We start from the raw sequence: 21374 nt of genomic DNA, 5'->3' as shown, positions 1-21374 counted from the left end.
GTTTGGAAAAGCCGCCGGATCAGCCGCCGATCCGGGTCAGCCAGTGGCGTGGCTTGTTGTCGGCCCGGATCACGACGTCCGTGACCCGGTCGGACATCGCCCAGGCCATCGGCTGCTGGTGCAGCGGGACCATGATCAGCTCGTCCTTGGCCAGCGTCAGCGCCGCGGTCTCGATCTCCAGGCGCTTCGCCCGGTCGGGCTCGTTCGCGGCCTGCCCGACCATGCGGTCGAGCTCCGGATAGGACCAGCCGCCATAATTGGCGACGCCGGCCGCGCCCTGGCGGGTCGACAGCACCTGCACCAGCAGCGAATAGGCGTCGAGGGTGGGCTCGTTGGCCCAGCCGATCATGTAGACGTCCGGTCGGCCGCTGGAGCGCTTCGGCGCCTGCGCGGCGCGCGGGCCGATGTCGAGGCTGGGCTTGAAGCCCGCCCGGCTCAGCATGTTCACCACGCCAGCACAGACATCCTCCTCGTTCACGCTCTCGTCGTTCATGCAGAGATAGGTGAAGGCCAAGCCCGTCTGCCCCGCCTCCTCCAGCAGCCTGCGCGACAGCTCCGGGTCGTAGCGCGCCGGCTCGTCCAGCGCGGCGCTATAGCCCGGGATCTCGGGCGCCACCAGCGTCCCGGCGGGATGAGCCAGGCCGCGCATCACCTTCTTGTTGATCAGGTTGCGGTCGATGGCGTGGTCGAAGGCCTGCCGCACCCGGATGTCGTTGAACGGGTTGGCCCGGCCGTCCGCCAGCGTCTCCCGGCGGTTGAAGGCGATCGAGATCGTCCGCAGGTCCGAGCGCTTATCGACCTTGATGCCGGGCGCGGCCTCCAGCCGCGGCAGGTCCTGGATCGGCGCGGCGTCGACCAGGTCGACCTCGCCCGACAGCAGCGCCGCGACGCGCGTGGCCGCGGAGCCGATCGGCGTGAACTCGATCCGGTCCAGGTTGTGCTTCTTCTCGTCCCACCACTGGTCGTTGACGACCAGCACCGTCTTGCTGTCCGGCACCCGGCTTTCCAGCTTGAACGGGCCGGTGCCGTTGGTGTGGTACGTCGCGTAGCCTTCGACCTTGGCGCCGACATCGGTCGGCGTCTCGCTGTCGTTGTCGGCCAACCACTGCGCGTCGAACATGAAGATGTTCGTCATGTCGTTCAGGAACAGCGGCGACGGCGAGGACACCGCGATGTCGACCGTGTGGTCGTCGACCTTGGTCGCGCCGGCATAGAGCGGGATGTTGCCGCGCAACGGCGATGTCGGGTCGCTGACCCGCTTCATCGAGGCGATGACGTCGTCCGCGGTGAAGTCGGCGCCGTTGTGGAACTTGACGCCCCGGCGCAGCGTGAAGCGCCACACCTTATTGTCAATCAGGTGCCATTCCGTGGCCAGCGCCGGCACCACCTCGAAGTCGGGCGTGTAGCGCACCAAGCCTTCATAGATGTGGTTCAGGAAGGCCAAGTTTGACGTCGACCCGTAGGAATAGGGATCGAGCGAGAAGATGTCCCGCTGCCCCGCCCAGCGCAGCGTCTCGGCCTGCGCCGCGCCGGCCAGGATCCCCAGCGAGACCATGCCTGCGAAAAGCCCGCGACCCCAGCGCATCAAGCCTCTCCCCTGCCATCCCTGTCTGATTTTCAAACATCCATAGCGAAGGGTCGAAATCAGTGTCAACGAAATTGTCTACAATCTTGCAGAGAATTTAAATCCGGCCTGTCGACAAGGCGAAGCCATGCCGTTGGGGCGCAGGCGGCCATCGCCCGCAGGCGCGCGGCTCGTCAGCTCGTCGGATCACGCGATGGAGGAGCGGCCGCTGGCAAGGCCACGACTACCTCGACGCTCGCATCGGTCAGGGCATCGGCCAGGGCCTGGTCGGGCGGGCGGTCGACGACGATGCGGTCGATCTGCTCCAGCCGGCACACCTGGAACAGCGCGCGGCGGTTGAACTTGGAGCCGTCGGCGATCACGGTGACGTGCTGCGCCTGCGCCACCATTGCCCGCGCGATCCCGGCCTCCTCGATCTGGAAATCATAGGCGCCGGCGGCGACCAGGCCGCCGATGGTCAGGACCGCGTGGGTGGCGTTGAAGCCGGCGATCTGCGCCGTTGCCAGCGCCCCGACCGTCTCACCGACATCCGGCCGGTACTCGCCGCCGATGACGAAGACCCGGTTGCTGCCCGGCCCCTGCCCGACGACCTGGGCGATGCGCAGGCAATTGGTGACGACCGTCAGGCCGCTGCGCCGGGCCAGCTCCTCGGCGAAGGCCAGGGTGGTCGTCCCGGCATCGACCAGCAGCGACTCGCCAGGGCCGAACAGGGCTGCGGCGGCCCGCGCGATCGCGCGCTTCTCCGCCGGCGCCTCCGACAGGCGGGACGAGAAATCGCCCTCCCCTGCCGGCTCGGGCAGCATCGCGCCGCCGTGGAATTTCCGCACCTCGCCGCGATCCGCCAGGTCGTTGAGGTCGCGGCGGATCGTCTCCCGCGACGCGGACAGCAGGTCGGCGAGCGCCTCGACCGAGATGCGCTCGCGCTGCCGCAGGATGTCGACGATCCGGTCCTGACGCAGCTTCGGCTTCATTCCACCCCTCGCCATCCCAGGCAGCGCCGCTGGGCCTCGGCGAAGCGCTCGCGCCAGGCCGGCGCCGCCGCGGCCTGGGGACGGTAGACCAGGCCCCGGTCGGCCGGGGCCGGCAGCTCCGCCCCCAGCGCCAGCGCGGCCAGGGCCGCGGCGCCGAAGGCCGTGCGCTCGCCGAACTCCCGCACCCGCACCACCACGCCGGCGGCATCGGCCAGGAACTGGGCGAAGTAGCCGCTGCGCGATACCCCGCCATCGATCGAGATTTCGTCCGCCAGCGCGGCATGCGACGCGATGGCCGTGACGATGCTGCCGGTCAGGAAGGCGATGCCTTCCAGCAGAGCCTGGCAAAGGTCGGTGCGCGTCATGTCCGGCTGCAGCCCGAGGATCAGCGGGGCGGCCGAACGGTCCCAATGCGGACAGCCGAGGCCGGAGAAGGCCGGCACGAACACCAGCCCGCGCCCGATCGCCGGCGGCGCGGTGAAGGTAGCGAAATCCGCCATGCCGTCGGCGAGCTTCGCCCGCAGCGCCCATTCGATCGCCGACCCGACATCCTGGACGCCGCCATCGATGGCGTAGACCAGCCCCCGCCCCAGGTCCCAGGCGACGGTCGGCAGCAGGCCCGACGCCAATGCGGCGCGCGGCGGCTCGTCACCCGCGACGGCCAGGGCGAAGGCGCCGGTGCCGAAGGTGATCTTGGCGTCGCCCGGCTGCCGGCAGCCATGGCCGTACAGCGCCGCCTGCTGGTCGACGATCGCGGCGGCGACCGGGATGCCGCCGACCCGGCCGAAGCCGGCGATGTTGGACCGGATCTCGGGCAGTCCATCGATCGGCACGCCGAACAGCCGGCACAGCTCCGGGTCCCATTCGCCGGTGGCGATGTTCATCAGGCCGGTGCGCGACGCCGTGGCCCGGTCGGTGGCGAAGGTGCCGGCCAGCCGGTCGAGGAAATAGGCATCGGTCGTGCCCAGCCGCAGCCGCCCGGCCTGCAGCGCCGCGGCGGCCGCGGGCAGCGACCGGACGATCCAGGCCAGCTTCGACGCGGAGAAATAGGGGTCGAGGGGCAGCCCGGACCGCGCCACCACCTCGTCGGCCACGCCCTCGCCGGCCAGGTTGGCCAGCGCCTGCAGCGTGCGCGTGTCCTGCCAGACGATCACCGGCGACAGCGGCTCGCCGCTGGCCGCGTCCCAGGCCAGGCAGCTCTCGCCCTGATTGGCCAGCCCGATCGCGTCGGCCGGGCCGGCCGCGGCCAGCAGCTGCCGGATGTTGGCCAGAAGCTCGGCCGGGTCCTGCTCGACCCGGCTTGGCTGCGGGTGGCGCACGGCATGGCGCAGGCTGCCGGCGATCTCCGCCCGCCCATCGGCCTCGACGACGAGCGCGCGGGTGGAGGTGGTGCCCTGGTCGATGGCGATGATGCGCATGCCCCGCCCCTATGCCTCGTGGACCCGGATGCGGATGTGGCCCCGGCTCCGCGCCAGCGTGTCGAGCGGCACCAGGATCCGCCGCTCCGGCCCGCTGGACAGGCGGTGCGACCACAGCGCCTGCCCGTCGCTTTCCGCCCGCAGCTCGCCCCGCACCGGCCGATCGAGCCGCAGCTGGATCGCCGGGAAGGCCGGGGCCGCGCTGCCCGCCGCCACGCTCTGCGGCATGACCAGCCGCACCCCCTCCCCCGTCTCGATGCGGAGGCCCGGGCCGTCCGGCGCGCCGCGGCCGGCAAGGTCGGCGGCGACCGCCCGCGCCACTGCCCGCCCCTCGGCCCAGCACCAGCCGGCGGTCTCGACACCGCGCAGCACGTTTCCGGCGGCATAGACGTCCGGCAGGCTGGTGCGCCCGAAGGTGTCGACCGTGGGCCCGCCGGTGGCGGGGTCGATCTCGATCCCCGACATCCGCGCCAACCCAGCCTCCGGCGTGAACCGGCCGGTGAACAGCACCCCGTCGCAGGCGACCATCCGCTCCGTCCCGTCCGGGCCGCGCAGGGTCACCGCCTCGACCGCGCGGGCGCCGTGGATGTCGGCGATCTCGGTCGCGAGATGGACCGGCACGCACAGCAGCCGGGGCAGCCACCGGAACGGCGCCCGCGCCAGCGGCCGGGGGCCGGATTCCACCAGGGCCGCCGGGCGCGCGCCGGCGCCGAGGCAGGTCAGCACGGCCGACATCGAGACCAGCTCGGTGCCGACGATCACCGGCCGCCGGAACGGCGCCGACCGCCGCAGGAACACCTGGTCCTGCAGGGCGCCGGTGTTGAGGATGCCAGCCGGCCGTTCGCCGGACACCAGCCGGGCGGCCCGCGTCGCCTCCCGCACCCCGGTCGCCAGGATCACCCGCCGAGGGGCGAAGGCCACCAACCCATCGGGCGTCGCCACCTCGACCCGCGGCCCGGCGCCGATCGCCACCACGGAATGGCGGAGACGCAGGTCGACGCCGAGGGACAGGGCCGTCCGCGCCAGCCGGTCGGCATAGCGGCGGCCCGACAGGATGCGGCCGAACTCGCGCATCCCGAACGGCGAATGCCCGCATTGCCGCGGGATGCCGCCGGCCACGCTTTGGCGCTCCAGCACGGTGACGCGGCCGACCCCGGCCTGGCGCAGGGCGATGGCGGCGGAAAGGCCGGCGGGGCCGGCGCCGATGACGAGGACATCGGGCTCGGTCATGGCAAGGCCCGCGCCGGCATGGGATGCGGCAGCCGGCCGGCGGTGAGCTCGGCCAGGCGGCCGAGGCAGTTGAAGCCCTGGCAGCGGCCCATGCCGCAGCGGGTGCGGCGCTTCAGCCCGCCGAAATCGCCCGGCGGCAGCGGGCCGGCCAGGGCCGCCTCGATCTCCCGCTGCGTCACCATCTCGCAATGGCAGACGATCTCCCCATAGCCCGGAAGCTGCCAGTCGCGGGGGCGGTGTTCGGCCAGGTTCGGCAGGCGCGGCGCCGGCGCCCCGGGCCGCGCGGCGCCGGACGCCCCGCCGAGGATGCCCAGCGCCTCGACATGCCGGGCGATGCCGAGGGCCGCCGTCATGCCGGTGGAGCGGATGCCGCCGACCGTGACCCAGCGCCGCGCCGGATCCTGGTGGATGCGGTACTCCTTCTTCTCCGTCGCCGGCCGCAGCCCGGCATAGGCGGCGGTGACCGGCATGCCACGCAGCGCCGGCAGGATCTCGCCGGCCCGGGCGACCAGCGCCCGCAGCTCCGGCTCCGTCACCGTGGCGCGCAGGCGGTCCGGCTGCTCCTCGGCGGTCGGCCCGACCAGGACGTTGCCGAAGATCGTCCGGCACAGCACCACGCCCTTGGTCCGCTCGGACGGCACTGGCAGGATGATCGAGGTCAAGAGCCGGGCCGCGGCCTTGTCGAACACGGCGAACTGACCTTTGCGCGGCCGGATCTCGAAGCTGCTGGAGCCGAGCAGCCTCCGGTCGACGAGGTCGCCGAACAGCCCGGCGCAGTTGGCCACGGACCGGGCCTTGAACCGACGCGGCGGCGCCTCCAGGGTCCAGGCCTCGCCATCGAAGCCGCCGCCCGTCACCTCCGCGTCGAAGACGATCTCGCCGCCCCGGGTGCGGACCTGCGTCGCGTAGCCGAGAAAGGGCGACCAGGGGTCGATGACATGCTCCCGCGGCACATGCAGCCCGGCCCGGGCCCGATCCGAGAGGTTCGACTCGATCCGGCGGATTTCGGCGGCGGGCAAGATGCGCGCATCCCCGACGCCGTTCAGATGCGCCTGGCGCTCGAGCTCGCCCAGCCGCGCCTCCTCCTCCTCGGTCCAGGCCACGACGATGGCGCCGGTCTCGAGCAGCGGCAGGTTCATCTCCTCGCGCAACGCCAGGTATTCGGCATGGCCGCGCTGGACGCAGTCCAGCTCCAGGCTGCCGGGCGGCGCGTCGAAGCCGGTGTGCAGGATCGCGCTGTTGGCCTTGCTGGCGCCCGACAGGATGTCCGCGCCCTTCTCCAGCACCAGGACGCGGGCGCCGTTCAGGGCGAAGCGCCGCGCCATCGCGCACCCCACGACCCCTGCCCCGATGACGGCGAGGTCGAACATTTCCATCCCAGCGACCTCGCAACACAGCCTCGTTCCCTCAGGCTGGCTTGAAATGACCGATCAGTCAAATCGAAAGACCGAACAGGCATGAATTGCCGATATTCGGTCGCCAGAACGTCAGAGGGTAGTCCCAGAACGAGACCTTTTCAGAGTTCCCGACACCGTCGTTGCGAGCGCAGCGAAGCAATCCAGGGGCCGGTGCGCACCGGCCCCTGGATTGCTTCGTCGGCTTCGCCTCCTCGCAATGACGGCAAGGGGTTGGCGTTTTGAGAAGGTCTCAGAACGGCAAGAGCCCCGCCTTGGCAAGGCGGGGCTCTGCGTCGGATCACATCGTCTGAAGGCCTCCGCCATCCGGCGGATGCCCTCTCCGCCGGCTACGGCTTCTTGGCCGCGCCCGGCTGCGGCAGGGACAGGGTGCCGTCCGAGCCACCCAGCAAGCCGGTCCGGAAATACACCGACAGCTTCTCGCGCGTGTCGGCGATGTCCATGTTGCGCATGGTCAGCTGGCCGATGCGGTCGGCCGGGGTGAAGGCGCCGGCGCCGCTCTCCATCGTCAGCCGCTCCGGATCGTAGGTCAGGTTCGGGCTGGTGGTGTCGAGCAGCGAGTAGTCGTTGCCGCGGCGCAGCTCGACCGTCACCTCGCCGGTCACCGCCCGGGCGATCCAGCGATGGGCCGATTCCCGCAGCATCAAGGCCTGCGGGTCGAACCAGCGGCCCTGGTACAGCAGCCGGCCGAGGCGACGGCCGTTGCTGCGGTACTGCTCGATCGTGTCCTCGTTGTGGATTCCGGTCACCAGCCGCTCGTAGGCGATGTGCAGCAGCGCCATGCCCGGCGCCTCATAGATGCCGCGGCTCTTCGCCTCGATGATCCGGTTCTCGATCTGGTCGCACATGCCCAGGCCGTGGCGGCCGCCGATCACATTCGCCTCGGTGAACAGCGCCAGCGTGTCGTCGAAGCCCTGCCCGTTCAGCGCGACCGGCCGGCCCTCCTCGAACCGCACCGACACCGTCTCGGCCTTCACCGCCACGTCGTCGCGCCAGAACGCCACGCCCATGATCGGCTTGACGATGTTGATGCCGGTGTTCAGGAACTCCAGGTCCTTCGCCTCATGCGTGGCGCCGAGGATGTTGCTGTCGGTCGAGTAGGCCTTCTCGACGGAGGCTTTGTACTCGAAGCCCGCCGCAGCCATGTACTCGCTCATCTCCTTGCGGCCGCCGAGCTCGTCGATGAAGCGCTGATCGAGCCACGGCTTGTAGACCTGGAGGTTCGGGTTCACCAGCAGGCCGTAGCGGTAGAACCGCTCGATGTCGTTACCCTTGTAGGTGCTGCCGTCGCCCCAGATGTCGACGCCGTCCTCGCGCATCGCCTCCACCAGCAGGGTGCCGGTCACCGCGCGGCCCAGCGGCGTGGTGTTGAAATAGGTCGCGCCGGCCGTGCTGATGTGGAAAGCGCCGCACTGGATGGCAGCGATGCCCTCGGCCACAAGCTGGGCGCGGCAGTCGATCAGCCGAGCCGTCTCGGCGCCATAGGCCAGGGCCTTGCGCGGGATGTCGTCGTAGTCGCTCTCGTCCGGCTGGCCGAGATTGGCGGTGTAGGCGCAGGGGCGCGCGCCCTTTTCCCGCATCCAGTGCACGGCGGCGCTGGTGTCCAGACCGCCCGAGAACGCAATGCCGACGCGCTTGCCGACGGGAAGTTCGTGGAGAATGTTCGCAACCACCGTTCGCTCCGGAATTCTGCCTGGGGCCGTGCCTGACCGCCGGCAAGCTATCCCGGTTGCCGGCGAATGTTAAGGGTTGCCTCAAGGCCGGCCCCCGACCCGCCCCGAGGGTTGACGGCGGCGGCGATCCGCGCCACGATGAAATTCTGTTCAGTCGGTGTAAAAAATTACACTCCAATCAACGGAGCCGGATCGACGGGATGGACGACCAGGTCAGCCTGGCCACGCGCGCCGCGTGGCTGTCCTATGTGCGCCGCCTGACCCAGGGTGAGATCGCCGACCGGCTCGGCGTGTCGCGGGTCAAGGTGCACCGGCTGATCTCGCTGGCCGAGGAGTTGGGGCTGGTCAGTGTCCACATCGCCGGCCGTCCGGCCGAATGCCTGAAACTGGAGGACGGGCTGATCGACCGGTACAGCCTCGGCTTCTGCCGCGTCGTCCCGGCGATCGACGAGGAAGACCAGCCCTTCGAGGCGCTCGGCGCCGAGGGTGCGGCCTATCTGTCCCGCTATCTCGAAACGGCCGGCGACAAGGTGATCGGCGTCAGCCACGGCCGCACCCTGGCCGCGCTGGTCAACCGGCTGCCGCGCGTGGCGGCGCCGGAGACGAAGTTCGTGTCGCTGATGGGCAGCCTGACCCGCAAATCCGCCGCCAACCCGTTCGACGTGGTGCAGCGCCTGGCCGACAAGACCGGCGGCGAGGGCTATTTCATGCCGGTGCCGATGGCCGCCGACAGCCTGGGCGACAAGGCGGTGATGCTGTCGCAGAAAAGCGTCCAGGCGGTGCTGGCCCTGGCCCATAGGGCGACGCTGTGCCTGGTCGGCATCGGCGAGCTGGGGCCGCAGGCGCATATGCTGCAGACCGGCGTGCTGACCCGCGAGGAGTATGACGACCTGCGGGCCAAGGGCGCGGTCGGCGACCTGGTCGCCCAGTTCCTCGACGCCGAGGGCCGCCACGTCGCCTCCGAGGTCAATGACCGGGCGCTGAGCGTCGGGCTGGACGACCTGAAGGGCCGCCGCGTCGTCGCCATCGCCGGCGGCGCGATCAAGGCCGACGCCATCACCGCGGCGCTGATGAGCGGCATGGTGACCGACCTGATCATCGATGAATCCGCGGCGGTGGCCATGGCCGCGCGCCGGGGTGCCCGGCCGCCGCCGCGGCGGCAGGGCCTGCGCGAGACCAGCTGACAATTACAAACTCTGGGAGGACCACCGATGAAGCGCACCACCGACATCTTCGACCGCCATCTCGCCGGCGGGCTGTCGCGCCGGGAGCTGATGACCGGCGCCGCCAAGCTGGGCCTCGGCGGTGCCGCGGCCGGCTTCCTGCTGAACCAGGCCGGCACCCGGGCCCTGGCCGCGACCGGCCCCGACTTCAAGAAGTTCTCCGGCAAGAAGATCAGCCTGCTGCTGAACAAGCATCCCTACACGGATGCGATGATCGCCAACCTCGACAACTTCAAGGCCCTGACCGGCCTCGACGTCAGCTACGACGTGTTCCCGGAGGACGTCTATTTCGACAAGGTCACCGCCACCCTGTCGAGCAAGTCGCCGCAATACGACGTGTTCATGACCGGCGCCTACCAGACCTGGCAGTACGGCCCGGCCGGCTGGCTGGCCGACATCAACGAGTACATCAAGAACCCGGAGCTGACGGCCGCCGCCTACAACTGGGACGACGTGCTGCCGGGCCTGCGCTCCTCCACCGCCTGGTCGGGCGTGCCGGGACAGCCACTTGGCGGCGACGGCGCCAAGCAATGGGCGGTGCCCTGGGGCTTCGAGCTGAACAGCGTCGCCTACAACAAGCGGATCTTCGACGCCGCCGGCATGAAGCCGCCCAAGGATCTGCCGGAGATGGTGGACCAGGCCGGCAAGCTGAGCGCGCTGAACCAGGGCTTCTACGGCGTCGGCGTGCGCGGCAGCCGCAGCTGGGCGACGATCCACCCCGGCTACCTGTCGGGCCTGACCAATTATGGCGGCAAGGACTTCGCGGTCACCGACGGCAAGCTGAAGGCGGCGATGAACAGCGCCGAGTCCAAGGAGTTCACCAAGCTCTGGATCGAGATGATCCAGAAGGGCGGGCCGAAGAACTGGACCACCTACACCTGGTACGAGGTCGGCAACGACCTGGGTGCCGGGGCCTCTGCCATGATCTTCGATGCCGACATCCTGGGCTATTTCCAGAACAAGGGCACCAAGGAGGCCGGGAACCTGGCCTACCACCCGTTCAGCGCCAAGCCCGGCGCCGCGGCGCCGACGCCGAATGTCTGGATCTGGTCGCTGGCGATGAGCGCGTTCTCGCAGTCGCCGGAGGCCGGCTGGTACTTCGTGCAATGGGCCAGCGGCACCGAGCACACCACCTTCGGCGCCACCAAGGCCGACCTGGTCAACCCGGTGCGCCAGTCGGTCTGGGACAATGGCGACTTCCACAAGCGGCTGGAGAGCTATCCCGGCTATCTCGACCAGTACAAGGCCTCGGCCGCCGGGTCGAAGATCTACTTCACGCCGCAGCCCCTGTTCTTCAACCTGACCACAGAATGGGCGGCCAGCCTGCAGAAGATGTATGCCAAGGAGATCCCGGTCGATGAGGGGCTGGACCAGCTGGCCGAGTTCATCGACCAGCAGCTGAAGGATGCCGGCCTGGCCGACTGACGCCGTCCCGCGCGGACCGGCCTTCGCCCCGTTGGCCCGCGCGGCAGCCCCGCCCCCGCCGTCTCTCTCCCCCGGCGGGGGCGGGGCTCAGCGACCGTCTCCGAGAGGACCTTGCCCCGTGGCAACCATCGCCGCCGACACCGCGCCCCGAGCGCGCCGCAGCACCGGCCCCGGCCTGCTGCCTTATCTGCTGAGCCTGCCCGCGCTGCTGGTGACGATCGGGATCCTGATCCCCTTCGCGACCGCCGTGTACTACTCGCTGCAGCGCTACAACCTGGCCTTCCCGGCCGGGCGCAAGCTGATCTGGCTCGACAATTTCGTGGCCCTGTTCTCGGACGGGCGGTTCTGGGGCACGATCCAGGCGTCGCTGACCTACACCGTGCTGACCGTCGGCGTGCAGCTGCTGCTCGGCCTCGGCATCGCGCTGCTGCTGGTGCGCCGCAGCCTGATCAACAACCTGATGAGCGTGCTGCTGATCCTGCCGCTGATGGTGGCGCCGGCGATCGCCAGCCTGATGTGGAAGCTGATGACCAACCCGAATTTCGGGATCCTCAGCTATTTCGTGACCAGCCTCGGCTTCACCGATTTCCGCTGGGCGTCGGATCCGGCCTCGGCGATGTTCACCGTGGTGCTGGTCGACACCTGGGTCTACACGCCCTTCATCGCCATCCTGCTGCTGGCTGGGCTGCGCGCCCTGCCCCGCCAGCCCTTCGAGGCGGCGGAGCTGGACGGCGTGCCGCGCAGCTTCGTGTTCTTCCGCATCACCCTGCCGATGCTGCTGCCCTATATCCTGACGGCGAGCCTGTTCCGGATGCTGGACAGCATCCAGCAGTTCGACATCGTCTACGCCATGACCCAGGGCGGCCCGGGCGACCGGCTGATGCTGTTCCAGATCCGCGCCTATCTCGAGGCCTTCACCTTCACCAATATCGGCCGGTCGGCCGCGATCCTGATGGTGCTGTGGGCGATCACCTTCGCGCTCAGCAACGTCTTCATCAAGCAATGGCTCCGCCTGCGCGCCCGCGCGCATGGCCGGGCGTGAGGGGGGCGACGACCATGAGCTTCGGCCGGATCCTCCACGGTATCCTCCTGACCCTGGTGGCGCTGTTCTTCCTGTTCCCGCTGGTCTGGGTGGCGCTGATGTCGTTCATGACCAATGCCGACATCCTGCGCAGCCCGCCCAGCGTGATCTTCAGCCCGACGCTGGAGAACTACGCCGCGCTGATCGCCGGCGAGCTGTCGACCAATGTCGGCGCGCTGAAGATCGACTACATGCAGAACCTGCTGAACAGCCTGATCCTCAGCTCCTGCTCGGTGCTGCTGTCGCTGCTGCTCGGCGTGCCGGCCGCCTATGCCTTCGCCCGCTTCAAGTTCCGGCTGGGCGAGAACATGGCCTTCACCATGCTGTCCTTCCGCTTCGCGCCGCCGCTGCTGGTGCTGCTGCCGCTGCAGCTGTATTTCCAGGACCTCGGCCTTAGCGACACTTATATCGGGCTGATCTGGGTGTACCAGCTGATCACCCTGCCGCTGATCCTGTGGATCGTGCGCGGCTATTTCGAGGACATCAGCGAGGACATCGAAAACGCCTATCGCCTGGACGGCCATTCCTGGCTGCGCACCTTCCTGAAGATCGCGGTGCCGCTGGCCCGGCCCGGCATCGCCGCCGCCGCCCTGCTGGCCTTTATCTTCGCCTGGAACAACTTCATCTTCGCACTGATCCTGGGGTCGAGCTCGATCCAGCCGGTGACGGTCGGGGCGCTGGCCTTCATCACCGCGTCGGGCATCAATTACGGCCAGATCGCCGCGGCCTTGGTGCTGTCGATCCTGCCGACCCTGGCCCTCGCCCTCTACGCCCAGCGCTACTTGGTCGAGGGGCTCAGCCTCGGCGCCGTGAAGGGGTGACGACCATGGCCTTCCTCGACATCGCCGGCCTCGGCAAGAGCTTCGGCAAGGCCCAGATCCTCGACGGCCTCGACCTGCAGGTGGAGAAGGGCGAGTTCGTGGTGGTGTTCGGCCCGTCCGGCGCCGGCAAGACCGTGCTGCTGCGCCTGATCGCCGGCATCCTGCAGCCGGAGGCGGGCGACATCCGCATCGGCGGCGCCTCGATCCTCGGTCAGGGGCCGGAACAGCGGGACGTCGGCATGGCGTTCCAGAACTTCGCCCTCTACCCCCACCTGCCGGCCTTCGAGAACATCGCCAGCCCGCTCAGGGCGCGGCGGATCGGAGAGGCCGAGATCAAGAAGCGGGTGCAGGAGGTGGCGGAGCTGTTGCGCATCGGCCACGTGCTTGACCATCTGCCGAAGCAGCTGTCGAACGGACAGAAGCAGCGCACCGCTTTGGCCCGCAGCCTGGTGTGCTCGCCGTCGGTCCTGCTGCTCGACGACCCGCTGCGCAATGTCGACGCCAAGATCCGCTACGAGATGCGGCAGGAGCTGCCGCGCCTGCTGCGCGCCGTCGGCGCCACCGTCCTCTACGTCACCCAGGACTACAAGGAGGCGATGGCGTTGGGCGACCGGGTCGGCGTGTTGCTGGACGGCCGCTTCCGCCAAGTCGACACCCCGGCCGGCATCTACGGCAAGCCGCAGGACACGAGGATCGCCCGGCTGTTCGGCGACCCACCGATCAACCTGATCGAGACCGCGGCGCAGGACGGCCGGATCCGCATCGCCGGCACCGAATTCCCGGCGCCGGCCACGGTGCCCGCCGGCAAGCCCTGCCTGGTCGGGCTGCGGCCGGAGGATGTCGAGGTCCGGTTCGAGCCGGCCGATGATGCGGTGCCGGTGGATCTGGAGGCGGTGACGCCGTTGAATGTCCGCACCGTGATGCTGCTGCGCGCCGCCGACGGCACCGAGATCCTGGCCAGCCGGCCGGAGGACCAAAGCGACGATCTGGGCCGCGGCCGGCGCCGCGCCTGGGCCCGGCCGGACCTCGCCCGCGCGCTGTGCTTCGACCGCGAGACCGGCGCCCGCCTGCCGGCCGCGACGGCCTGAGGAACATCGATGGCAACCCTGACGCTCGACGCCGTCTCCAAGATCTACGGGCCGCGGCTGGCCCATCCGGTTCGTGCGGTCGATGCCGTGTCGCTGGCGCTGCGCGACGGCGAACTGGTCGGCCTGCTCGGCTCCTCCGGCTGCGGCAAGACCTCGACCCTGCGCATGATCGCGGGGTTCGAAAGCGTGTCGGAAGGCAGCATCCGGATTGGCGATCGCGTGATCAACGACCTGCGCCCGGCCGACCGCAACGTCGCCATGGCGTTCGAGGGCTATGCCCTGTACCCGCCGCTGACCGTGCGCGACAATATCGGCTTCAGCCTGCTGCGCGACCGGATCCCGAAGGCCGAGGTACAGCAGCGCGTGGCCCATGTCGCGGCGCTGCTGGAGATCGGCGACATCCTCAACCGCTATCCGCAGGCGATCTCCGGCGGCCAGCAGCAGCGGGTCAGCCTGGCTCGGGCCCTGGTGCGGCGGGCGCAGCTGTCATTGCTCGACGAGCCGATGTCCCAACTGGAACCGCAGCTGCGCGCCGTGCTACGGGCGCGCATCAAGGACTATCTGATCGAGCACAGGATGACGACGGTCTTCGTGACCCATGACCAGACCGAGGCGCTGGCCCTGGCCGACCGCATCGCGGTGATGGAGGGCGGGCGGCTGCAGCAATTCGCCTCGCCCACCGACCTGAAGCGGCGCCCGGCCAACCTGTTCGTCGCCGGCTTCATCGGCGAGCCGCCGATGAACCTGTTCCCGGCCCGGGTGGTTCGGGAGACCGGCGGGCTTGCGGTCGAGGTGCAAAGCGAGGCCGGGGGCTTCCGCCTGCCGCATGCCGGTCCGGGCCTGGCCGATGGCGGCAAGGTCCATCTCGGCATTCGCGGCCATGAGATCCGCGTCGGCACCGCTCGCGCGGGCGAGACACAGTTGCAGGGCACGGTGATCGCCAACCAGTGGCTGGGTGACCAGAGCCACATCGCGTTGGACGTCGACGGCGTGCGTCTGACCATCGTCACCGACCGGGCGCTGGAGGCGGCGGCGGACACAAGGCTGGCCCTGGCCCTGCCGGCATCGGCGCTGCACCTGTTCGATAGCGGCAGCGAGATGGCGATCGCCCATGGTGGACACCCGGCCGTGGCGGTCGCGGCATGAGCATGGAATCCATCATTCGGCGACCGCCCCCAAACGAGTCCCCCCTCCCCTCGCGGGAGGGGGCTAGGGGGAGGGGGTTCTCGCAGCCCGAGCCGATCCCGGACCACTGCAGACCGGCCTCCGCGGAGAGCTCGACCCAAGGCTTTTCGCGCGCGGACGCGCGCAGACCCCTCCCCCTGCCCCCCTCCCGCAAGGGGAGGGGGGACAAAAATAGAGAGGCCTCGTTTGCACGCAGGGGCCTCGCATGAGCAAGGACGTCCTGATCGGCCTCGATTCCGGGACCTCGGTGGTCAAGGCGGTGGCCTTCGACCTGGATGGTGCGCCGGTCGAGCATGCGGCGCGGCCGAACACGACCATCCCGGTCGACGGCGCCGGTATGGAGCAGGAGTTCGACCGCAGCTGGGACGACGCCGCGCTGGTGCTGCGCGAGCTCGCGGCGAAGCTGGAGGCGCGCGGCCTGCGTGTCGCCGGGATCGCCGTGACCGGCCAGGGCGATGGCACCTGGCTGATCGACCGCGACGGCGACCCGGTCGGCCGCGCCATGCTGTGGCATGACGGACGGTCCGGCCCCATCGTGGCGGAGCTGCACCGCAGCGGCACGGCCAAGGCGGTGCAGCGCTTCACCGGCACCATGCTGAACATGTCGAACCAGTCCGGCCAGCTGCTGTGGCTGAAGCGGCACCGGCCGGAAGCGCTGGCCCGCGCCGCCACCGCCTTCCATTGCAAGGACTGGCTGTATTTCCGGATGACCGGGGAGCGGGCGACCGACGTTTCCGAAGGCACCTTCACCTTCGGCGACTACCGCACGCGCGACTACGCGCCCGAGGTGCTGGAGCTGTTCGGCCTGCAGGACGAGGCCCGGCTGCTGCCGCCGATGGTCGACGGTGCCCGCCAGAATGCAGCGCTGACGCCCCAGGCCGCGACCGCGACCGGCCTGCCCGCCGGCACGCCGGTGGTGCTGGCCCCGGTCGACCTGCTGTGCGGCGCCGTCGGCTCCGGCCTCTACGACCCCGAGGGCCGCGCCGGCTTCACCGTGCTGGGCTCCACCGGCGCCCATATGCGCCTCGTTTTCGGGGCCGACCGGGTGACGCTGGGCGAGGAGGTCGGCTACACCATGCCGTTCATCGTCCCGGGCAGCTACGTCTCCATGGTCTCGAACATGGCGGCGACGCTGAACATCGACTGGCTGTGCGGCGTGGTCGAGGAGGTGGCGGCGGTCGCCGGGGCGACGCTGCCGAAGCGGTCAGACCTGATCCGCCTGCTCGACGCCAAGGCGGCGGCGGCGAAGCCGGGGCGGCTGTTGTACCATCCGTTCATCGCCGAGGCGGGAGAGCGCGGGCCCTTCGTCGACAGCGCCGCCCGCGCCTCGGTCATCGGCCTGTCCGGCACTGCCGGCGCCGGCGACCTGCTGCGCGCGATCTATGAGAGCCTCGGCTTCGCCAGCCGCGACTGCTACGAGGCGGTCGGCGGCACGCCGGCGGAGATCCGCCTGGCCGGCGGTGCCGCGCGCAGCGCCACCGTCCGCGGCATCCTGGCCGCCGCCACCAACGCGCCAGTGCGGCTGGTGAAGCGCGAGGAGGTCGGCGCCGCCGGCGCGGCCATGGTGGCGGCGCTGTCGCTGGGCATCCTACCCGATATCGATGCCGCCTGCGCCCGCTGGGTGACGCCGCTGCTGGCCGAGGCCGAAGCGCCCGACCCGGCACTGGTCGCGACCTATGACCGCCTGTTCCCGCAGTACCGCGCCAGCTACCGCAGCCTGCGCCCGGTCTGGCACGCCCTGGAAGACCTGAGGACCCGAGGATGACCCGACGCATCGCCGTGATCGGCGACCGCTTCATGCTGCCCAGCCTGTTCGTGGAAGCGCTGGAGAAAATTCCGGCCGCGCTCGACATCCGGACGCTGGAGCAGCCCTGGCCGGACGAGCCGATGGTGCATGGCTATGCCGGCACCGGACTCGACGGGCTGAAGGAGTTCATGGGCGACCCGGACGAGATCGTCGACTTCATCGGCGACGCCGAGATCCTGGTGACCCATCTGGCCCCGATCTCGGCCGGCATGCTGGAACGGCTGCCGGAACTCAAGCTGGTCGGCGTCAGCCGCGGCGGGCCGGTCAACATCGACATGAGGGCGGCCAAGGCGCACGGCGTGAAGGTGGTGAACGCCCCCGGCCGCAACGCCAGCGCGGTGGCCGAGTTCACCATCGGCGCCATCCTGGCCGAGACCCGGCTGATCACCCGCGGCCACACCTCCCTGTCGCAGGGCCAGTGGCGGGGCGACCTGTACCGCGCCGACCTGACCGGCCGCGAGCTGTCGGAGATGACAGTCGGCGTCATCGGCTACGGCCATGTCGGGGCCAAGGTGGTACGCCTCTTGAAGGCCTTCGGCTGCCGCATCCTGGTGACCGACCCCTATGTCCAGCTCGCCCCCGCCGACAGCGCCGACGGCGTGCAGCAGGTGGCGCTGGAGACGCTGCTGGCCGAAAGCGACGTCATCACCCTGCATCCGCGCGTCACCGCCGAGACCACCGGCATGATCGACGCCGAGGCCTTCGCCGCGATGAAGGACGGGGCGGTGTTCGTCAACACCGCCCGCGGCCCGCTGGTCGATTACGACGCGCTCTACGACGCGCTGGTGTCCGGCAAGCTGCGCGGCGCGATGCTGGAGACCTTCGCGGTCGAGCCGCCGCCGGAGGATTGGCCGCTCCTGAAGCTGCCCAACGTCACCCTGACCCCGCACATCGCCGGCGCCTCGGTGAAGACCGTCACCTACGCCGCCGGGCTGATCGCCGAGGACGTGCGGCGCTACCTGGCCGGCGAGCCCCTGCTCCGCCTCTGCTGACCCCTTTCACGGAACCCGACCATGACCACCGAAATCGAGCTGCGCACCAGGATCGTCGAAGCCTGCCGGCAGATGAACGCCAACGGGCTGAACCAGGGCACCTCCGGCAACATCAGCGCCCGCTGGGGCGACGGCATCCTGGTGACCCCGACCGGCGTGCCCTATGACGAGATGACGCCGCACGACATCGTCGCCATGACGATGGACGGCAGCTGGGAGCATGGCGACCACCGCCCCTCCTCCGAATGGCGCTTCCATCTCGACATCCACCGCCGCAAGCCGGAGGTGAACGCCATCGTCCACTGCCACCCGATGTATTCGACCATCCTGGCGATCCGGCACCAGGAGATCCCGGCGCTGCACTACATGATCGCCTGCGGCGGCGGCAATTCGATCCCCTGCGCGCCCTATGCCACCTACGGCACGCCGGAGCTGTCGGAGCATGCCATCGCGGCGCTGCAGGGCCGCACCGCCTGCCTGCTGGCCAATCACGGGCTGATCGCCACCGGCGCGACGCTGGGCAAGGCGATGTGGCTGGCGGTCGAGGTCGAGACCCTGGCCAAGCAGTATGTCTACACGCTGATGCTGGGCGGGCCGAAATGCCTGCCGGATGACGAGATCGACCGGGTGATCGAGAAGTTCAAGGATTACGGCCCGCGCCCGAAGAAGCAGGCAGCCTGAGCGGATGGCGGACGGAGCGGAACAGCGGAGCAGTGCCGTCGTCGACCTGCTGGTGGTCGGCGGCGGCGTCAACGGCGCCGGCATCGCCCGCGACGCGGTCGGGCGCGGCCTGTCGGTGCTGCTGTGCGAGAAGGGCGACCTGGCCGAGGGCACGTCGAGCCGCAGCGGCAAGCTGGTGCATGGCGGCCTGCGCTACCTCGAATATTACGAGTTCCGGCTGGTGCGCGAGGCGCTGATCGAGCGCGAGGTGCTGCTGGCCGCCGCACCGCACATCATCTGGCCGATGCGCTTCGTGCTGCCGCATGACAGCTTCCTGCGCCCGGCCTGGCTGCTGCGGACCGGACTGTTCCTGTACGACCACCTCGGCGGCCGCAAGCGGCTGCCGGCCAGCCGGGGCCTGGATTTGCACCGCGCCCCGGAGGGCAAGCCGCTGCAGGACCGCTTCCGCCGCGGCTTCGAGTACTCCGACTGCTGGGTCGACGATGCCCGGCTGGTGGTACTGAACGCGATCGGTGCGGCCGAGCGTGGGGCGGAGATCCTGACCCGCACCGAATGCGTGTCGCTGCGGCGGCGCGACGGGCTGTGGCACGCGGTGCTGCGCCCGGCCGGCGGCGGGGCCGAGCGGCAGGTCGTCGCCCGCGCGGTGGCCAACGCCGCCGGCCCCTGGGTCGACAAGGTGCTGACCGGCGCCGCCGGCCTGAAATCCGGCAAGAAGATCCGGCTGGTGCGCGGCAGCCACATCGTGGTGCGGAAGTTCTATGACGGGCCGCAGGCCTATCTGGTGCAGAACACTGACAAGCGGGTGATCTTCATCAATCCGTATGAGAACGGGTACCTTCTGATCGGCACCACCGACATCCCGCAGACCGGCGACCCCGACACCGTGGCGGTCGACCCGAAGGAGGTCGAGTATCTCTGCGGGGTGCTGAACCGCGCCTTCCAGCGCCAGACCGGCCCGCAAGACGTGGTGCATTCCTTCGCCGGGGTGCGGCCGCTGTTCGACGACGACGCCGCCAACCCCTCGGCCGTGACTCGCGACTATGTCTTCGACGTCGACGACGAGGGCGCGCCGATCCTCTCCGTGTTCGGCGGCAAGATCACGACGTTCCGCAAGCTGGCCGAGCACGCGCTGGACCGGCTGAAGCCGTTCTTCCCGGCGATGGGTCCGGCCTGGACCGCGTCGACCCCGCTGCCCGGCGGCGACATGCCCGGCGCTGACTTCGAGCGCTGGCTGGCGGAGTTCCGCCGGCGCCATCCCTGGCTGCCGGAGGGCTTGGCCCTGCATTACGGCCGGCTCTACGGCACCCGCGCCGACGCGCTGCTGGAGGGCTCCCGGTCGATGGCCGATCTCGGCCGGCACTTCGGCGGGCTGCTGCACGAGCGCGAGGTCGCCTGGCTGCGAGCACAGGAATGGGCCGAGGATGCCGAGGACATCCTGTGGCGCCGCACCAAGCACGGGCTGCATCTGTCGCCGGAGGAGACCGCAGCTTTCATCGAGTGGCTCGAGGCCGCCCCGACTCCGGCCCAGGCCATGGGCCGTTGACCATCTGATGGGCCGGTGCCGCCCCCTCACCCGGAACCGCTGTCGCGGTTCCGACCTCTCCCCGGGGGAGAGGTGTGTTTCCCCCCTCCTTGGGGAGAGGGAGGGACCCATTCGCGTTGGCGAATGGGAGGGTGAGGGGGCGACCGGGCGCCAATTCAACCCGATACTCACAGGTCTCCGCCCATGACCCTCGACCCAGCAACCGATCCCGATCTCCGCACCCTGCGCGCCCTCTCCGCCCAACTCGGCCGCGACCCGGATCAGGTGCAGGCGGCGGGCGGCAACACCTCTCTCAAGCGCGACGGCACGATGTGGATCAAGGCCTCCGGCACCTGGCTGGCCCGGGCAGAGGACGAGGAGATCCTGGTGCCGGTGCGGCTGGACCCGCTGCTGCAGGCGATGCGCGACGGCGACCCGGCCGCCGAGACCGCCCGCGACTTCGTGGTGGCGGAGCACAATCCCCGCGGGCTGCGGCCGTCGATCGAGACCACGGTGCATGCGGTGCTGCCCTTCACGGTGGTGCTGCACGTCCATTGCGTCTCGACCATCGCCCTGGCCATCCGCGCGGACGCCGAGGCCCGGCTGGCCGAGCGTCTGGACGGGCTGCCGGGCGTCGACTGGGCCTTCATCCCCTATTGCAAGCCGGGCCTGACCCTGTCGCAGGCGATCGCGGCGCGGCTGCGGCCCGCCACCAATGTCGTGGTGCTGGGCAATCACGGGCTGGTGGTGGCGGCGGACGGCGTTGCCGAGGCGGGCGAATTGCTGGACCGGGTCTGCGCCGCCCTGGCCATGCCCCGCCGCCCGGCCCCTGTGGCGCAGCCCGAGGCGCTGGCCGAGTTCGTCCGCGGCACGCCCTATCGTCTGCCGCAGGATCCGGTGGCGCATGACACGGCGACCGACCCGGCCAGCCTGGCGCTGGCCACGACGGGCGCGTTCTATCCCGACCATGTGATCTTCCTCGGCGCCGCTCTCGCCACGGCCCGCACGCCGGCCGAGCTGGCGGCGCTGGGCGACGGGCCGCGAGCGCCCGCAATTGTTGGCGTGCCGGGCCACGGCGTGGTGCTGCACCAAGGCGTGCTGCGCGGGGCCGACGAGATGGCCCGCTGCCTGGCCGATATCGCCGGGCGGGTGCCGGCCGGAACCGGTGTCCGACCCTTCACCCAGGCCCAGATCGACGAACTGACCCAGTGGGACGCGGAGCAATACCGGCAGTCGCTGAGCCGGCGGGAGGGGTGA

General features: G+C 70.2%; 17 protein-coding genes. 11 read left to right on the top strand and 6 right to left on the bottom strand.

What is annotated here, in order from left to right; genetic code table 11:
- Positions 1-19: 19 nt before the first annotated feature.
- The 6 genes from BWR60_RS05715 to argG all read right to left on the bottom strand — a co-directional run bounded on the left by BWR60_RS05715 (position 20) and on the right by argG (position 8292).
- Positions 20-1585, bottom strand: a complete 1566-nt coding sequence (locus tag BWR60_RS05715) for an ABC transporter substrate-binding protein (protein ID WP_088150047.1) — start codon at positions 1583-1585, stop codon at positions 20-22.
- 173 nt (positions 1586-1758) lie between these two features.
- Positions 1759-2556: a DeoR/GlpR family DNA-binding transcription regulator gene (locus BWR60_RS05710; RefSeq protein ID WP_088150046.1), complete on the bottom strand. Its 798-nt coding sequence runs from the start codon at positions 2554-2556 to the stop codon at positions 1759-1761.
- Entirely contained in the window at positions 2553-3974 is a 1422-nt protein-coding gene (locus BWR60_RS05705; protein WP_088150045.1) for an FGGY family carbohydrate kinase, read from the bottom strand. Before BWR60_RS05705 ends, BWR60_RS05710 begins: the two co-directional genes overlap by 4 nt.
- Before the next feature lie 9 nt (positions 3975-3983).
- Positions 3984-5204 (bottom strand): NAD(P)/FAD-dependent oxidoreductase, encoded by a 1221-nt coding sequence (locus BWR60_RS05700; protein WP_088150044.1) that lies wholly within the window; start codon positions 5202-5204, stop codon positions 3984-3986.
- The gene (locus BWR60_RS05695) at positions 5201-6580 is read right to left on the bottom strand and encodes an NAD(P)/FAD-dependent oxidoreductase (RefSeq protein WP_088150043.1); all 1380 of its coding nucleotides are present in this window, start codon (positions 6578-6580) and stop codon (positions 5201-5203) included. The genes BWR60_RS05700 and BWR60_RS05695 overlap by 4 nt, the downstream gene beginning before the upstream one ends.
- Before the next feature lie 368 nt (positions 6581-6948).
- Positions 6949-8292 carry an argininosuccinate synthase gene (gene argG, locus BWR60_RS05690; RefSeq protein WP_088150042.1) on the bottom strand — a complete coding sequence of 448 codons (1344 nt, stop codon included), beginning with the start codon at positions 8290-8292 and terminating at the stop codon, positions 6949-6951.
- A 200-nt stretch (positions 8293-8492) separates the two neighbouring features.
- On the opposite strand from argG, the gene BWR60_RS05685 reads away from it, so the two are divergent.
- The 11 genes from BWR60_RS05685 to BWR60_RS05635 all read left to right on the top strand — a co-directional run bounded on the left by BWR60_RS05685 (position 8493) and on the right by BWR60_RS05635 (position 21374).
- Positions 8493-9476 (top strand): sugar-binding transcriptional regulator, encoded by a 984-nt coding sequence (locus tag BWR60_RS05685; RefSeq protein ID WP_088150041.1) that lies wholly within the window; start codon positions 8493-8495, stop codon positions 9474-9476.
- A 27-nt stretch (positions 9477-9503) separates the two neighbouring features.
- On the top strand, positions 9504-10940 hold the full coding sequence (locus BWR60_RS05680; protein WP_088150040.1) for an extracellular solute-binding protein: 1437 nt from the start codon (positions 9504-9506) through the stop codon (positions 10938-10940).
- Positions 10941-11058: 118 nt separating this feature from the next.
- Positions 11059-11982 carry a carbohydrate ABC transporter permease gene (locus BWR60_RS05675; protein ID WP_230982960.1) on the top strand — a complete coding sequence of 308 codons (924 nt, stop codon included), beginning with the start codon at positions 11059-11061 and terminating at the stop codon, positions 11980-11982.
- Positions 11983-11996: 14 nt separating this feature from the next.
- A complete protein-coding gene (locus BWR60_RS05670; protein ID WP_088150038.1) occupies positions 11997-12842 on the top strand; it encodes a carbohydrate ABC transporter permease in 846 nt (281 codons plus the stop codon).
- A 5-nt stretch (positions 12843-12847) separates the two neighbouring features.
- Positions 12848-13930, top strand: a complete 1083-nt coding sequence (locus tag BWR60_RS05665; RefSeq protein ID WP_088150037.1) for an ABC transporter ATP-binding protein — start codon at positions 12848-12850, stop codon at positions 13928-13930.
- Between the two features lie 9 nt (positions 13931-13939).
- Positions 13940-15076, top strand: coding sequence for an ABC transporter ATP-binding protein (locus BWR60_RS05660; protein ID WP_088150036.1), 1137 nt, complete (start codon positions 13940-13942; stop codon positions 15074-15076).
- A 244-nt stretch (positions 15077-15320) separates the two neighbouring features.
- Positions 15321-16880 carry an FGGY-family carbohydrate kinase gene (locus BWR60_RS05655; protein WP_088150035.1) on the top strand — a complete coding sequence of 520 codons (1560 nt, stop codon included), beginning with the start codon at positions 15321-15323 and terminating at the stop codon, positions 16878-16880.
- Positions 16877-17914 (top strand): 2-hydroxyacid dehydrogenase, encoded by a 1038-nt coding sequence (locus BWR60_RS05650; RefSeq protein ID WP_088150034.1) that lies wholly within the window; start codon positions 16877-16879, stop codon positions 17912-17914. Before BWR60_RS05655 ends, BWR60_RS05650 begins: the two co-directional genes overlap by 4 nt.
- Positions 17915-17935: 21 nt before the next feature.
- Positions 17936-18595 carry a class II aldolase/adducin family protein gene (locus tag BWR60_RS05645; protein WP_088150033.1) on the top strand — a complete coding sequence of 220 codons (660 nt, stop codon included), beginning with the start codon at positions 17936-17938 and terminating at the stop codon, positions 18593-18595.
- 4 nt (positions 18596-18599) lie between these two features.
- Complete coding sequence (locus BWR60_RS05640) at positions 18600-20138, top strand: glycerol-3-phosphate dehydrogenase (protein ID WP_088150032.1); 1539 nt, start codon at positions 18600-18602, stop codon at positions 20136-20138.
- 183 nt (positions 20139-20321) lie between these two features.
- Complete coding sequence (locus tag BWR60_RS05635) at positions 20322-21374, top strand: class II aldolase/adducin family protein (protein ID WP_088150031.1); 1053 nt, start codon at positions 20322-20324, stop codon at positions 21372-21374.

The organism is Inquilinus limosus (assembly GCF_002195995.1).
Classification (GTDB): Bacteria; Pseudomonadota; Alphaproteobacteria; order DSM-16000; family Inquilinaceae; genus Inquilinus; species Inquilinus limosus_C.
Note: the sequence above shows the minus strand (reverse complement) of the source record. Positions and strands in the feature narration are given on the sequence as shown.